13 protein-coding genes are annotated in these 15,555 nt (G+C 57.9%); 9 read left to right on the top strand and 4 right to left on the bottom strand.

Annotated features, from left to right (window positions below; translation table 11 throughout):
• Nucleotides 1–9 precede the first annotated feature (9 nt).
• The 3 genes from L6R44_RS16105 to L6R44_RS16095 form a co-directional block, all read right to left on the bottom strand.
• Entirely contained in the window at nt 10–753 is a 744-nt protein-coding gene (locus L6R44_RS16105) for a type 2 GTP cyclohydrolase I (RefSeq protein WP_237424765.1), read from the bottom strand.
• A gap of 10 nt (nt 754–763) precedes the next feature.
• Nucleotides 764–2,176 carry a deoxyribodipyrimidine photo-lyase gene (gene phrB, locus L6R44_RS16100; protein WP_237424764.1) on the bottom strand — a complete coding sequence of 471 codons (1,413 nt, stop codon included), beginning with the start codon at nt 2,174–2,176 and terminating at the stop codon, nt 764–766.
• 599 nt (nt 2,177–2,775) lie between these two features.
• On the bottom strand, nt 2,776–2,982 hold the full coding sequence (locus L6R44_RS16095) for a YbfA family protein (RefSeq protein WP_008501079.1): 207 nt from the start codon (nt 2,980–2,982) through the stop codon (nt 2,776–2,778).
• Nucleotides 2,983–3,291: 309 nt separating this feature from the next.
• Here L6R44_RS16095 and kdpF point away from each other — a divergent pair, with 309 nt between their 5' ends.
• From kdpF to potE, 9 genes are all read left to right on the top strand, one after another.
• Complete coding sequence (kdpF, locus tag L6R44_RS16090; protein WP_014069365.1) at nt 3,292–3,381, top strand: K(+)-transporting ATPase subunit F; 90 nt, start codon at nt 3,292–3,294, stop codon at nt 3,379–3,381.
• Nucleotides 3,381–5,060: a potassium-transporting ATPase subunit KdpA gene (gene kdpA, locus L6R44_RS16085; protein WP_237424763.1), complete on the top strand. Its 1,680-nt coding sequence runs from the start codon at nt 3,381–3,383 to the stop codon at nt 5,058–5,060. The genes kdpF and kdpA overlap by 1 nt, the downstream gene beginning before the upstream one ends.
• A gap of 18 nt (nt 5,061–5,078) precedes the next feature.
• On the top strand, nt 5,079–7,127 hold the full coding sequence (gene kdpB, locus L6R44_RS16080; RefSeq protein ID WP_032638897.1) for a potassium-transporting ATPase subunit KdpB: 2,049 nt from the start codon (nt 5,079–5,081) through the stop codon (nt 7,125–7,127).
• 12 nt (nt 7,128–7,139) lie between these two features.
• Nucleotides 7,140–7,715 (top strand): potassium-transporting ATPase subunit KdpC, encoded by a 576-nt coding sequence (gene kdpC, locus L6R44_RS16075; protein ID WP_032638895.1) that lies wholly within the window; start codon nt 7,140–7,142, stop codon nt 7,713–7,715.
• A complete protein-coding gene (kdpD, locus tag L6R44_RS16070; RefSeq protein WP_032638894.1) occupies nt 7,716–10,403 on the top strand; it encodes a two-component system sensor histidine kinase KdpD in 2,688 nt (895 codons plus the stop codon).
• The gene (gene kdpE, locus L6R44_RS16065) at nt 10,400–11,077 is read left to right on the top strand and encodes a two-component system response regulator KdpE (RefSeq protein WP_032638892.1); all 678 of its coding nucleotides are present in this window, start codon (nt 10,400–10,402) and stop codon (nt 11,075–11,077) included. Before kdpD ends, kdpE begins: the two co-directional genes overlap by 4 nt.
• Nucleotides 11,078–11,355: 278 nt before the next feature.
• Entirely contained in the window at nt 11,356–11,460 is a 105-nt protein-coding gene (speFL, locus tag L6R44_RS16060; protein WP_003858645.1) for a leader peptide SpeFL, read from the top strand.
• Between the two features lie 254 nt (nt 11,461–11,714).
• Entirely contained in the window at nt 11,715–13,913 is a 2,199-nt protein-coding gene (speF, locus tag L6R44_RS16055; protein WP_237424762.1) for an ornithine decarboxylase SpeF, read from the top strand.
• Nucleotides 13,910–15,223, top strand: coding sequence for a putrescine-ornithine antiporter (gene potE, locus L6R44_RS16050; RefSeq protein WP_237424761.1), 1,314 nt, complete (start codon nt 13,910–13,912; stop codon nt 15,221–15,223). The genes speF and potE overlap by 4 nt, the downstream gene beginning before the upstream one ends.
• Nucleotides 15,224–15,330: 107 nt before the next feature.
• Here the strand turns inward: potE and L6R44_RS16045 are convergent.
• Nucleotides 15,331–15,555 (bottom strand): transposase (locus L6R44_RS16045; RefSeq protein WP_237424760.1); only part of this gene is annotated, 225 nt, incomplete at its 5' end.

Raw genomic sequence — 15,555 nt, 5'->3', positions numbered from 1 at the left:
CACCTCTCATCAGGCCGGGTTAGGGATATCAATAAAGGTCACGTCGAGATCGGTATTTTCCGTCAGCCATTCGCTGAGGGCGCGAATGCCGCCGCGCTCGGTGGCATGATGGCCGGCCGCGTAAAAATGCAGCCCCTGTTCACGCGCCGAATGAATGGTCTGCTCGGACACTTCGCCAGTGATAAAAGCATCGACGCCGAAACGCGCGGCGCTGTCGATAAAGCCCTGGCCGCCGCCGGTACACCAGGCGACACGCTTCACCGTATCCGGGCCGGTATCGCCGCTCCACAGCGGGCGACGCCCCAGGCGCGCTTCAATCCACGAGGCGAGTTCCAGCCCCGGCACCGGCATCGCCAGCTCGCCCCACGGCACCAGCGGCTCGATTTCGCCCATCACGGTAATCCCCAGAAGCTGCGCCAGCTGGACGTTGTTACCGAGTTCCGGGTGCGCATCCAGCGGCAGGTGGTAACCGTACAGGTTAATGTCATTTGCCAGCAGCGTTTTCAGGCGGTTGCGCTTCATGCCGCGAATAATCGGCGATTCGTTTTTCCAGAAATAGCCGTGATGGACAATCACCGCATCGGCCTCCTGGCGCACCGCTTCATCCAGCAATGCCTGACTTGCCGTCACGCCGGTGACGATTTTTTGCACCGCCTCACGGCCTTCCACCTGCAGGCCATTCGGACCGTAGTCGCTAAAGGCGCTGATATTCAGTTTTTCGTTGATCAGGCGTTCCAGTTCACTGTTTTTCATCTTTACTCTCTCACACTTTTCGGGCGGCTTCGTACGCCGCCAGCGTGGCGACGCGCGCCTGCTTATGGTCAACAATCGGACGAGGATAATCCAGCTTTACGCCCTGTTTATCCGCCCACGCCCAGGGATCATGGATCGCTTTTGCCGGAACATTCCTGAGCGCGGGCAGCCAGCGGCGAATGAAGTCGCCGTCCGCATCAAATTTTTGCCCCTGCGTGGTCGGATTAAAAATCCGGAAATAAGGTGCCGCATCGGTGCCCGTTGAGGCTGCCCACTGCCAGCCGCCGTTATTCGCGGCAAGATCGCCATCGATCAGCTGAGAGATAAAATAGCGCTCCCCGACACGCCAGTCGATAAGCAGATCTTTCACCAGGAAGCTGGCGGTAATCATTCGCAGACGGTTGTGCATCCACCCCGTCTCATTGAGCTGACGCATCGCGGCATCCACAATCGGATAACCCGTTTCCCCTTTTTGCCAGGCCTGTAAAAGGGCCTCGTCGTGCTGCCATTTGACGTTATCGGTCCAGGGAATGAACGGACGATGCTTGCAGAGATCGGGATGAAACGTCATCAGATGGCGGTAGAACTCGCGCCAGATAAGCTCATTCAGCCAGACAGAACCGGTGCCCCCCTCCAGCGCCTGCGGCTGCTCGGCCAGCAGGCGGTGTAAACACTGACGCGGGGAGATTGCGCCCAGCGCCAGGCTCGCGGATAAGCGGCTTGTGCCTTCAATCCCCGGAAAATCCCTGCGCGCGTCGTACTCTCCCGCGCCCTGCTTGCAAAACTGGCGCAGCTTCGCAATAGCGGATTTCTCATCGGCAGGGAACAGAAGTTCATCGAACGCCTGTTGGGGATAGTTAAACGTTAATTCAGGGAGATCGGTGATGGCATCGCCGCGAGCGGCGGGCGCGGCCACGCACTCGGGCAGCGCCTCTTTCAGGCGTTTAACAAACGCATTTTTAAACGGCGTAAACACTTTGTACATTTCCTGACTGCCGGTCATGACGCTGCCCGGCGCCAGCATCACGCTGTCATCAAATCCTTCACAAACCACACCCTGCAGCAGCTTATCCAGCTGACGGTCGCGCTGCTGCTCGTTGAATTCGTACTGATAGTTGTAAAACAGACGCGTGACGTTGTGCTGCTTGCAGATCTCCTGCACCGTCTGCAGCTGTGCGGAAAAATCACTCACCTCTTTATAGAGAAGCGGTATCCCCTTTCCGGCAAGCGAGTGCTGCAGATCGGTCAGATACGCACGCAGCAGGGCCGCCTGGCGGGGCGCCATGTCATGCTGTCGCCACTGCCCGGGCGTAGCCACAAACAGAGCCAGTACGTTAGCGTCTTTGGCGCGGCAGGCCGCCGCGAGTGCGATGTTGTCATGTACGCGCAGGTCCGCGCGAAACCAAACCAGATGGGTGGGCATAAAACTCCAGGCAGTTATCCATTATGTCCGTAAGGGCATGCCGTCAAAGGAAAAAGCATGCATTGAACTACTTTGCCATGAAGTGTAGACGGGATGAAATAAAAAAGGCCGCCCAGGGCGGCCTTAACGCTACTTGTCCTGCGCTATCGTGTTAAATGCAACAAACCCCATCGGTTCATCACTTTTGACAACGAGTACGCTGGCGACAATGAACGCGATGCAAAAATAGCGTTTCATTATGCGGTCCCTGCTGCTAACCGCTCCACCGTTCACCACCGGTGATAAGTCGGTGGACACAAGCTCTGACGAGAGCCTGACTTACGGCTGTGGTCACGCCTTTCCCGAGACCGGTGCCCATGTGCGAGATGGCGGAAAGGGACGCTGCATAGTAGTTGGCCGTGGCGTAAAACGTAATCCACCGAAAAGGTTTTTAAGAATATATTTAGGGAGTTGCAGTTTGATTACTTAAGGACCCGAGATATTCTTATAAGCCTCTGACGAGAGCCTGAAGACTACCCAACGGACCGCGAATCCCGAGGGACAAAAAAACCGCCACATTGCTGTTGGCGGTTTTTTTATTGCTGCGTGTAGTCTTTCTTTTAGTAAAAATCGCAGGTCGCTTTCTCGGCCTGATCCATCCACACCGGCTTCTCGCTGGTTTTCGCCCAGACGCGGTGCAGATAGCTGTAAAAACGGGCGCGATCTTTCCAGAACAGCATCACCGGCAGAGCCAGCACGCCAGCCACTACGGCGAAAGCGCGGCGCATGAACACGATATGAGCCGGAAACTCTTTATAAAGATCCATATTTTTCTCCCCTATAGTTGGCCGGAAACGTCATCCGGAAAATTCAAAATCTGTGACCTGGCTAAAATAATATCGCTTTGTTTGTAATTTTACTACTCATCCGACCACCTATTTTCATCCGTTTAGGGAAAATTTACATTTACCCCGTAACTAAGTTACAAAAAAGTTAACAATTTACTTATCAATAGTTAAATTGTGGGCTTTGCCATTTTTATACTTTTTTTACACCCGCCCTTCCCATTTTTGCGAAATCTTTGCGCCATAAATCCTACCGTTAACACAACAACGAAAGTCACCCGGAGGTGGATTGTGAGTGCAGGTCTTATTGCCGGCATCGTGCTGGTGTTCCTGTTATTGGGTTATCTGGTTTATGCCCTGATTAATGCGGAGGCATTCTGATGGCTGCTCAGGCGTTTTTGCTTATTGCCAGTTTCTTAGTGGTGTTGTTTGTCCTGGCAAGACCGCTGGGCTCGGGGCTGGCGCGGCTAATCAATAACGTTCCCCTGCCCGGCACGGGAAGCGTTGAAAAAGGGATCTGGCGCGTCCTGGGCATCGACGATCGGGAGATGAACTGGCGCGACTATCTGATTGCCATTCTGCTGCTGAATATCGTTGGACTCATTGCGCTTTTTGCCATGCTGATGCTGCAGGGTATCCTGCCGCTGAATCCGCAACAGTTACCGGACCTGTCCTGGCATCTGGCGCTGAACACGGCGGTCAGCTTTGTCACCAACACCAACTGGCAGTCCTATTCCGGTGAAACCACGCTGAGCTACTTCAGCCAGATGGTCGGTTTAACCGTGCAGAACTTCCTCTCTGCCGCGAGCGGTATTGCGGTGATCTTCGCGCTGACGCGTGCATTTGCGCGCCAGAACGTGAGCACGCTGGGTAACGCGTGGGTGGACCTGACGCGCATTACGCTGTGGATCCTGCTGCCGATTGCGCTGCTGATTGCGCTGTTCTTTATCCAGCAGGGCAGCCTGCAAAACCTGCTGCCTTATGCGCCTTATACCTCGCTGGAAGGGGCGAAACAGCTCCTGCCGATGGGGCCAGTGGCGTCGCAGGAAGCCATCAAGATGCTCGGCACCAACGGCGGCGGCTTCTTCAACGCCAACTCGTCGCACCCGTTTGAAAACCCAACCGCCCTGACCAATTTTGTGCAGATGCTGGCGATCTTCCTGATCCCCGCCGCGCTCTGCTTTGCCTTTGGTGACGTGGTGAACGATCGCCGTCAGGGGCGCACCCTGCTCTGGACCATGTCGCTTATCTTTGTGGTCTGCGTTGCGCTGGTGATGTGGGCCGAGTGGAACGGCAACAGCCATTTCATGCAGCTTGGGGCTAACAGCAATATCAACATGGAAGGCAAAGAGAGCCGCTTTGGCATTCTCGCCAGCAGCCTGTATGCGGTAGTGACCACGGCGGCGTCGTGCGGGGCGGTCAACGCCATGCATGATTCCTTTACGGCGCTGGGCGGCATGATCCCGATGTGGCTGATGCAGATTGGCGAGGTGGTGTTTGGCGGCGTGGGCTCGGGTCTGTACGGCATGCTGCTGTTCGTGCTGCTGGCGGTGTTTATTGCCGGTCTGATGATTGGCCGCACCCCGGAATATCTGGGTAAAAAAATCGACGTTCGCGAGATGAAGTTAACCGCGCTGGCGATTCTGGTCACCCCGGCTCTCGTGCTGATCGGCACCGCGCTGGCGCTGATGACCGAAGCCGGACGCAGCGGCATCTTCAACCCCGGCATTCACGGCTTTAGTGAAGTGCTGTACGCCGTCTCTTCTGCCGCCAACAACAACGGCAGCGCCTTTGCAGGCTTAAGCGCCAACTCTCCGTTCTGGAACTGCCTGCTGGCGTTCTGCATGTTTGTGGGTCGCTTCGGGATCATTGTGCCGGTGATGGCGATCGCCGGATCGCTGGTGAATAAGAAAATTCAGCCGACCACCACAGGGACATTGCCGACCCACGGCGCGCTGTTTATCGGCCTGCTGACCGGCACCGTATTGCTGGTCGGCGCCCTGACCTTTATCCCCGCCCTCGCGTTAGGCCCGGTCGCGGAATACCTCTCTTTACGCTGATTTTGCGGAGAAATTGTCATGAGTCGTAAACAACTGGCCCTGTTCGAACCGTCATTAGTTCGCCAGGCGCTCATGGATGCGGTGAAAAAGCTGAGCCCGCGCGTGCAGTGGCACAACCCGGTGATGTTTATTGTCTGGGCGGGAAGCGTCCTGACCACCGCCCTGGCGATTGCCATGGGAACGGGCCACATGCCGGGGAATGCGATGTTTACCGGCGCCATCAGCCTGTGGCTGTGGTTTACCGTGCTGTTCGCCAACTTTGCGGAAGCGCTGGCGGAAGGCCGGAGTAAAGCCCAGGCCAACAGCCTGAAAGGGGTAAAAAAGACCGCCTTCGCGCGCAAGCTACGTGAACCGAAATACGGTGCGCAGATGGACCACGTTCCGGCGGATGAACTGCGCAAAGGCGACGTGGTGCTGGTGGAAGCCGGGGACATCATCCCGTGCGATGGCGAAGTCATTGAAGGGGGCGCCTCGGTGGATGAGAGCGCTATTACCGGGGAATCCGCGCCGGTCATTCGTGAGTCCGGCGGCGATTTTGCCTCCGTGACCGGCGGGACGCGCATTCTCTCCGACTGGCTGGTGATCCAGTGCAGCGTTAACCCTGGGGAAACCTTCCTCGACCGGATGATCGCCATGGTGGAAGGCGCGCAGCGTCGTAAAACGCCGAACGAGATTGCCCTGACCATCCTGCTGGTGGCCCTGACCATTGTCTTCCTGCTGGCAACCGCGACCCTGTGGCCGTTCTCCGCCTATGGCGGCACCGCGGTCACCGTCACGGTGCTGGTGGCGCTGCTGGTTTGTCTGATCCCCACCACCATCGGCGGCCTGCTGTCGGCCATCGGCGTGGCCGGCATGAGCCGCATGCTCGGCGCCAACGTCATCGCCACCAGCGGGCGTGCCGTAGAAGCCGCCGGTGACGTGGATGTGTTGCTGCTGGATAAAACCGGCACCATTACCCTCGGTAACCGCCAGGCGTCGGATTTCTTACCCGCCCCGGGCGTGGATGAAAAAACGCTGGCGGATGCCGCCCAGCTCTCATCCCTTGCCGATGAAACCCCGGAAGGCCGCAGTATCGTGATCCTCGCCAAGCAGCGCTTTAACCTGCGCCAGCGCGACGTTCAGAGCCTGCACGCTACGTTCGTGCCCTTCACGGCGCAAACCCGCATGAGCGGCATTAACATTCAGGATCGCATGATCCGCAAAGGCTCGGTTGACGCGATCCGCCGCCACATTGAGGCCAACAACGGCCACTTCCCAGCGGAAGTGGACAGCCTGGTCGAAAGCGTGGCCCGTCAGGGGGCGACGCCGCTGGTGGTGGCCGAAGGCGCGCGCGTCCTCGGGGTGATTGCCCTGAAGGACATCGTCAAAGGCGGCATTAAGGAGCGCTTTGCCCAGCTGCGTAAGATGGGGATCAAAACGGTGATGATCACCGGGGATAACCGTCTGACCGCCGCCGCGATTGCCGCCGAGGCGGGCGTGGATGATTTTCTTTCCGAAGCCACGCCGGAAGCGAAGCTGGCATTGATTCGTCAGTATCAGGCGGAAGGCCGCCTGGTGGCGATGACCGGTGACGGGACCAACGATGCCCCTGCCCTTGCACAGGCCGACGTGGCGGTGGCGATGAACTCCGGTACCCAGGCGGCAAAAGAGGCGGGCAACATGGTCGACCTCGACTCGAACCCAACCAAGCTGATTGAGGTAGTGCACATCGGCAAGCAGATGCTGATGACGCGCGGCTCGCTGACCACGTTCAGCATCGCCAACGACGTGGCGAAGTATTTCGCCATTATCCCGGCCGCGTTTGCTGCGACCTATCCGCAGTTGAATGCGCTGAACGTGATGCACCTGCACTCCCCGGCCTCGGCCATTCTCAGCGCGGTGATTTTTAACGCCCTGATTATTGTCTTCCTGATCCCGCTGGCGCTGAAGGGCGTGAGCTATAAACCGCTCACCGCCGCCGCCATGCTGCGCCGTAACCTGTGGATTTACGGTCTGGGCGGGCTGGTGGTGCCGTTCATCGGTATCAAGGTTATCGACCTGCTGCTGACGCTGTTTGGCCTGGTTTAAAAGGTGATTCAAATGACGATGTTACGTCCCGCTATACTTCTGTTTATTCTGCTGTCCCTCATTACCGGCGGGCTGTACCCGCTGGTCACCACCGCCCTGGGCCAGTGGTGGTTTAAGGATCGGGCCAACGGCTCGCTGATACTGCAAAACGGTGAAAACCGCGGCTCTCGCCTGATTGGTCAGAACTTTACGGATGCCCGCTACTTCCAGGGACGCCCTTCCGCCACTGCCGAAAGCCCGTATAATCCGATGGCATCCGGCGGCAGCAACCTGGCGGGCAGCAACCCTGAGCTGGATAAAGCCGTCGCCGAGCGCGTAGCGGCCCTGCGCGCCGCCAATCCGCAGGCCAGCCGTGAGGTTCCCGTAGAGCTGGTGACCGCCTCGGCCAGCGGGCTGGACTACAGCCTGACGCCTGCAGCCGTGGCCTGGCAGATCCCGCGCGTCGCTGCCGCCCGTCAGCTGACCGTCGAGCAGGTGAGCAGGCTTGTGGCAGAGCACACGCAAAAGCCGCTGGTCAGCTTCATCGGCATGCCCGTGGTAAATATTGTTGAGCTGAATCTGGCGCTGGACGCGCTAAGGAAAAACTAAATGACCGACGAGCCCATGCGCCCGGATCCGGACAGGCTGCTTGAACAAACGGCTGAAGCCCATCGCGGCAAACTGAAAATTTTCTTCGGCGCCTGCGCGGGCGTCGGGAAAACCTTCGCCATGCTGACGGAAGCCCAGCGGCTTCGGGCGCAGGGGCTCGATATTCTGATTGGCGTGGTTGAAACCCACGGCCGCAAAGAGACGGCATCGCTGCTGAAGGGGCTGGCGACCCAGCCGCCCCGCCGCATCAGCCATCGCGGTCGGTTAGTCACTGAATTCGATCTCGATGCCGCCCTCGCCCGCCGTCCCGCGCTTATCCTGATGGACGAGCTGGCGCACAGCAATGCGCCAGGGTCGCGCCATCCCAAGCGCTGGCAGGATGTTGAAGAGTTACTCGAAGCCGGTATTGATGTGTTCACCACGGTGAACGTTCAGCATCTTGAGAGCCTGAACGACGTGGTGAGCGGCGTGACCGGCATTCAGGTGCGCGAGACGGTGCCCGATCCCTTCTTTGATTCCGCAGACGAGGTGGTGCTGGTCGACCTGCCCCCGGATGATTTACGCCAGCGCCTGCACGAAGGCAAAGTCTACATCGCAGGCCAGGCCGAACGCGCCATCGAACATTTTTTCCGCAAAGGCAACCTGATTGCCCTGCGCGAACTGGCCCTGCGCCGTACTGCCGATCGCGTTGACGATCAGATGCGCGCCTGGCGTGACCTGCAGGGCCAGGAACGCGTCTGGCATACGCGAGATGCCATCCTGCTGTGCGTGGGTCACGGCAGCGGCAACGAAAAGCTTGTTCGCACCGCCGCGCGCCTGGCGGCAAAATTTGGCAGCGTCTGGCATGCGGTGTATGTCGAAACGCCGCAGCTCCACGCCCTGCCCGAAAACCAGCGTCGTGCGATCCTGAGTTCGCTGCGCCTGGCGCAGGAGCTGGGTGCCGAAACCGCCACCCTTTCCGATCCGCAGGAAGATAAAGCCATTCTGCGCTACGCCCGCGAGCACAATCTGGGGAAAATCGTGATTGGCCGCCGCCAGCATCGCCGCTGGTTTAGCCGCGAATCCTTTGCCGACAAGCTGGCCCGCCGCGCGCCGGATCTGGACCTGGTGATCGTGGCGCTGGATGATAAACCCACGCCCCTTCCCAGCCGCGCCCCGGACAGCCGTACTTTTGGTGACAGGTGGCGCATTCAGCTTCGCGGCTGTCTTGTCGCCGTCGTGCTCTGCGCCCTGATAACCGTGATTGCCAGCCAGTGGCTAATTGCCTTTGATGCCGCCAACCTGGTGATGATCTACCTCCTGGGCGTGGTGGTGGTGGCGCTCTTTTACGGGCGCTGGCCGTCGGTGCTGGCGACGGTGATTAACGTCATCAGCTTCGATCTCTTCTTTATTGCCCCCCGCGGGACGCTCGCCGTCTCGGACGTGCAGTACATTCTCACCTTTGCGGTGATGCTTACCGTCGGCCTGGTGATCGGGAACCTGACAGCGGGCGTACGCTATCAGGCCCGCATCGCCCGCTATCGCGAACAGCGCACGCGCCATCTCTATGAGATGTCAAAATCGCTGGCGGTGGGCCGCACGCCGCTGGATATTGTGCAGACCAGCGAGCAGTTTATTCGCTCAACGTTTCATGCCAGCAACCTGATTTTACTCCCGGACGAACACGGCAAGCTGCGCCCGCTGACCTCAGCCTCGGGCATGACGCCCTGGGACGAAGCCATCGCGCGCTGGAGCTTTGATAAAGGGCTACCGGCGGGCGCAGGGACCGACACCCTGCCCGGCGTGCCCTATCAAATTCTGCCGCTGCGCAGCGCCGATAAAAATCAGGGGCTGGTGATTGTTGAGCCTTCCAACCTGCGCCAGCTGATGATCCCCGAACAGCAGCGGCTGCTGGAGACCTTTACGCTGCTGGTTGCCAGCGCGCTGGAGCGGCTGGCCCTCACCGCCAGCGAAGAACAGGCCCGGCTGGCAAGCGAACGTGAAAGCATCCGTAACTCGCTGCTGGCGGCGCTGTCGCACGACCTGCGAACCCCGCTCACCGTCCTGTTTGGTCAGTCAGAAATCCTGACGCTGGACCTGGCGGCGGAAGGCTCTAAACACGCCCTTCAGGCCAGCGAGATCCGCCAGCACGTGCTGAATACCACCCGTCTGGTAAATAACCTGCTCGATATGGCGCGTATCCAGTCGGGCGGTTTTAACCTCAAAAAAGAGTGGCTCACGCTGGAAGAGGTGGTAGGCAGCGCCCTGAAAATGCTGGAGCCTGGCCTCGGTGGGCGACATATCGCCCTGAACATGCCCGAGCCCCTGACGTTAATTCACGTCGATGGTCCCCTTTTTGAACGGGTACTGATCAACCTGCTGGAAAATGCCGGCAAATATGCGGGCGCCCGTGCCCAAATTGGCGTGGATGCGACGGTGGACGATAGCACGCTTCATCTTGACGTCTGGGATACCGGCCCGGGCATTCCTGCCGGACAGGAACTGGCTATTTTCGAAAAATTCGCGCGCGGCAATAAGGAGTCCGCCATTCCGGGCGTGGGCCTCGGGCTGGCCATTTGCCAGGCGATCGTTGACGTTCACGGAGGCACCATTTCCGCAGAGAATCGTCCGGAAGGCGGGGCGCGTTTTTGTGTTACACTTCCTCTGGAAACCCCGCCAGAACTTAATGAATTACCAGAGGATTTGTGATCAACGTTCTGATTGTTGAAGATGAGATTGCCATTAGCCGCTTTCTGCGCGCTGCGCTGGAAGGGGACGGTCTGCGCGTCCACGATGCGGGTACGCTTCAACGGGGTTTAATTGAAGCCGCCACCCGCAAGCCGGACCTGGTGATCCTCGATCTGGGTCTGCCTGACGGGGACGGCATCGATTTTATTCGGGAGGTTCGTCAGTGGAGCCAGATGCCAATTCTGGTGCTCTCCGCCCGTACGGAAGAGACGGATAAAATCGCCGCGCTGGATGCCGGTGCGGATGATTATCTGATCAAGCCTTTTGGTATCGGCGAATTGCAGGCTCGCCTTCGCGTGGCGCTGCGTCGCCACAGCGCCACCACGCCAGCCGACCCAACCTACACGTTTGGGGATATCCGGGTTGACCTGGCCGCGCGACGCATTGTGCGCGGCGATGAGGAGATTCATCTCACGCCAATCGAGTTTCGCCTGCTCGCCGTGCTGCTCAATAACCACGGCAAGGTTCTCACCCAACGCCAGCTGTTAAGTCAGGTGTGGGGGCCAAACGCAGTGGAACATAGTCATTATTTACGCATATATATGGGGCATCTCCGCCAGAAGCTCGAAATCGACCCCGCGCGCCCTCGCCATTTATTAACTGAAACCGGTATCGGTTATCGGTTTATGCTTTGAATAACTATTCAATTTATTTTTAAATAACACCAAATTATCCCGGGGAATATCTCATAAATATCTCTCTCGTTATTTTTCGGGTTATTTATGCCCACATAAAACATTGGCAACACATCCTGTTAACCCAATCTCAACAAATCAGCATTTTGATCTGCGTTATTCATCAAAAACGACTAATTATTTCTGGAATGATCGATTAACGGTGATCTCCTTCACAGTTAATCGCGTTTTCCTGGATAAAATGACCGTGCTTTCAATTACTGAAAGGAAAATGAAACATGGAAAACAACAATCGCTTAATGCCCCATATAAGGCGGACAACGCATATCATGATGTTTGCCCACCGTAACTGCTTTGACTTTCATCTCTTTAATGCCCGGTAGTCCTTCGACTTCTGGCGCACTCGCTTACAGGTTATCCAGAAACACCTTATTTTACAGGCCATTGCCTGTGAGCTCGTGCGCTCATTCACTTTGATTCAGACTTATCCGCACCGGGCGGACTGAATTTCAATCATCAAAAAAGCAATTCACTGATTTTAATCAGCGGCCACCCTTTGCTTTTTTTCCGGAAAATTATCGATTTCTTTCTCGTAAGAAATCGAGGGACGCTTATTACCTAAAATAAAGAGAGAAAGATGAAAAATTTAAAAATCGCAGCCAGCCGCGCGTGTCCGGACTGCTTCACAACCCAGCGTGAACTGGTCGATGTCCGCGCTTCAGATTATATCGATGTTGCCGCCATTGTTCTGGCGGTCACGGATATTACCAGCGGTATCCTGGACGAAATAGAAGCCACCGGTTTTGGCATTCCTGTTTTTGTCGCGACGCATAAAGAAGAGTTCATCCCGGCAGACTATTTATCGCGCATTCATGGCGTATTTGAGTATTCAGACACCGGCAGCGACTTTTATGGACGCCAGCTGGAAGCGGCAGCCCAGAAGTATGAAACCCAGCTGCGCCCGCCGTTTTTCCGCGCCCTGGTCGACTACGTTAAACAGGGCAACAGCGCGTTTGACTGCCCGGGGCATCAGGGCGGCCAGTTCTTCCGCCGTCATCCTGCCGGCAATCAGTTTGTCGATTTCTTTGGGGAGACGCTTTTCCGCTCCGATCTGTGCAACGCCGACGTGGCGATGGGGGATCTGCTGATCCACGAGGGCGCGCCGTGCATTGCGCAGCAGCATGCGGCTAAGGTTTTTAACGCCGATAAGACCTACTTCGTGCTGAACGGCACCTCGTCGTCCAACAAAGTGGTATTAAACGCCCTGCTCACACCGGGCGACCTGGTGCTGTTCGACCGTAACAACCACAAATCTAACCATCACGGTGCCCTCCTCCAGGCAGGCGCAACGCCGGTCTATCTGGAAACCGCGCGCAACCCGTACGGCTTTATTGGCGGCATTGATGCCCACTGCTTTGAAGAAAATTATCTGCGCGAGCGGGTGGCAGAGGTGGCGCCTGGTCGTGCACGCGACGCGCGCCCGTTCCGCCTGGCGGTGATCCAGCTGGGCACCTACGATGGCACCATCTATAACGCCCGTCAGGTGGTGGATAAGATTGGGCATCTGTGCGATTACATCCTGTTCGACTCCGCCTGGGTGGGTTACGAGCAGTTTATTCCGATGATGGCCGACTGCTCGCCGCTGCTGCTGGAGCTGAACGAAAACGACCCGGGGATCCTGGTGACCCAGTCCGTTCACAAACAGCAGGCCGGCTTCTCGCAGACCTCGCAAATCCATAAGAAAGACAGCCACATCAAAGGGCAGCCGCGCTATGTCCCGCACAAGCGGCTGAACAACGCCTTTATGATGCACGCCTCCACCAGCCCGTTTTATCCGCTGTTCGCCGCGCTGGACATCAACGCCCGCATGCACGAAGGCCAGAGCGGCCGCAACATGTGGATGGACTGCGTGGTTAACGGTATCGAAGCGCGCAAGCTTATCCTGGAGAACTGCCGGTATCTGCGCCCCTTCGTGCCGGAAACGGTAGATGGCCGTCCGTGGGAAAGCTGGGACACGGCGGAAATTGCGACCGATCTGCGCTTCTTCCACTTCGTGCCGGGTGAAAACTGGCACGCTTTCGAAGGCTACGCCGAGCATCAGTACTTTATCGACCCGTGCAAGCTCCTGCTGACCACGCCGGGCATTAACGCTCGCACCGGGGAGTATGACGACTTCGGCGTGCCCGCCACCATCCTCGCCAACTTCCTGCGTGAAAACGGCATCGTGCCGGAAAAATGCGATCTCAACTCGATCCTGTTCCTGCTCACCCCTGCCGAAGATATGGGCAAACTGCAGCAGCTGGTGGCGCAGCTGGTGCGCTTCGAAAAACTGCTTGAGAGCGACGCACCGCTGAAAGAGGTCCTGCCCTCTCTCTACAAACAGCATCCGGACCGTTACGCGGACTATACCCTGCGCCAGATCTGCCAGGAGATGCATGACCTGTACGCCCGCCACAACGTGAAGCAGCTGCAGAAAGAGATGTTCCGCAAGTCTCACTTCCCGCGCGTGATGATGAACCCGCAGGACGCGAACTACGCCTACCTGCGCGGTGAGGTTGAGCTCGTCTCCCTGCGCGACGCGGAAGGCCGCATTGCCGCCGAAGGCGCCCTGCCTTATCCGCCGGGGGTGCTGTGCGTGGTCCCGGGCGAAGTCTGGGGCGGCTCCGTGCTGCGCTACTTTACCGCGCTGGAAGAAGGCATCAACCTGCTGCCGGGCTTTGCGCCAGAGCTGCAGGGCGTGTACGTCGAAGAGTGTGAGGGGCGCAAACAGGTTCGCTGCAACGTCATTAAACAACCCGCCGCTCGGCCCGCGCTGCTGAAAGGAGAGACAGTATGAGTAAGTCCAACAAGATGGGCGTGGTGCAGCTGACCATCCTCACCATGGTCAACATGATGGGGTCCGGGATCATCATGCTGCCCACCAAGCTGGCCGAAGTGGGCACCATTTCGATTATCTCCTGGCTGGTGACGGCTGTGGGGTCAATGGCGCTGGCGTGGGCGTTTGCCAAGTGCGGCATGTTCAGCCGCAAGTCCGGCGGGATGGGTGGCTATGCCGAATACGCCTTTGGCAAGTCGGGCAACTTTATGGCCAACTATACCTACGGCGTGTCGCTGCTGATCGCCAACGTGGCGATTGCCATCTCCGCCGTGGGCTACGGGACGGAGCTGTTTGGCGCGACGCTCAGCCCGGTTCAGATTGGGCTGGCAACCATCGGGGTGCTGTGGATCTGCACCGTGGCTAACTTTGGCGGCGCGCGTATCACCGGACAGCTCAGCAGCATCACCGTCTGGGGCGTGATTATTCCGGTTGTCGGCCTGTGCATCATCGGCTGGTTCTGGTTCAGCCCGACCCTGTACGCCAACTCCTGGAACCCGCACCATGTGCCGTTCTTTACCGCGGTCGGCTCTTCTATTGCCATGACGCTCTGGGCCTTCCTGGGTCTGGAATCGGCCTGCGCGAACGCGGAAGTGGTAGAAAACCCTGAGAAGAACGTGCCGATTGCGGTCCTCGGCGGGACGCTCGGCGCGGCGGCGATCTATATCGTCTCGACGAACGTGATTGCGGGCATCGTGCCGAATATGGATCTGGCTAACTCCACGGCGCCGTTCGGGCTGGCCTTCGCCCAGATGTTCACCCCGGAAGTGGGGAAAGTGATCATGGGTCTGATGGTGATGTCCTGCTGCGGTTCGCTTCTCGGCTGGCAGTTCACCATCGCGCATGTGTTTAAATCCTCGGCTGACGAAGGCTACTTCCCGAAAATCTTCTCCCGCGTGACCAAAGCGGATGCGCCGGTGCAGGGCATGCTGGCGATCGTGATTTTCCAGAGCGGATTGTCGCTGATGACCATCAGCCCGTCGCTGAACAGCCAGTTCAACGTGCTGGTCAACCTGGCGGTGGTGACGAACATCATTCCGTACATTCTGTCGATGGCCGCGCTGGTGATTATTCAGAAGGTCGCGAAGGTGGATCCGGGCAAAGCGAGAGTGGCGAATATCGTGGCGCTGGTTGGGGCAATCTACAGCTTCTACGCGCTCTACTCGTCCGGCGAGGAAGCGATGCTCTACGGCGCGATGGTGACCTTTATGGGCTGGACGCTGTACGGTCTGGTGTCACCGCGGTTTGAGTTGAAGAACAAACATAGTTAGGTCAAAGCAAAACGGCAACCCGAGGGTTGCCGTTTTTAATGTTTTCTCCCTCTCCCCGTGGGAGAGGGCCGGGGTGAGCAGCTGTGTTTAAAGTCAACAGCTGACGACTAAGCTGCCGCCCATTTTTTATTGTCCCGCACCATCGCATTCAGGATTGTTACCAGCTTTCTGACGCAGGCTGTCATCGCCACTTTAAAGGCTTTTCCCTTGCTTCTCAGTTTCTCAAAAAAAGCCTGTATGGTTGGGTTATAACGCACCGCTGACATTGCCGCCATGTACAGCGCTGCACGCACCGCACTTCGTCCTCCCCAGATACATCGTTTTCCTTTCAT

The organism is Enterobacter cloacae complex sp. ECC445 (assembly GCF_021892025.1).
In the GTDB taxonomy this organism is placed as follows: Bacteria; Pseudomonadota; Gammaproteobacteria; order Enterobacterales; family Enterobacteriaceae; genus Enterobacter; species Enterobacter chengduensis.
This window is presented reverse-complemented; position numbering and strand designations above follow the sequence as displayed.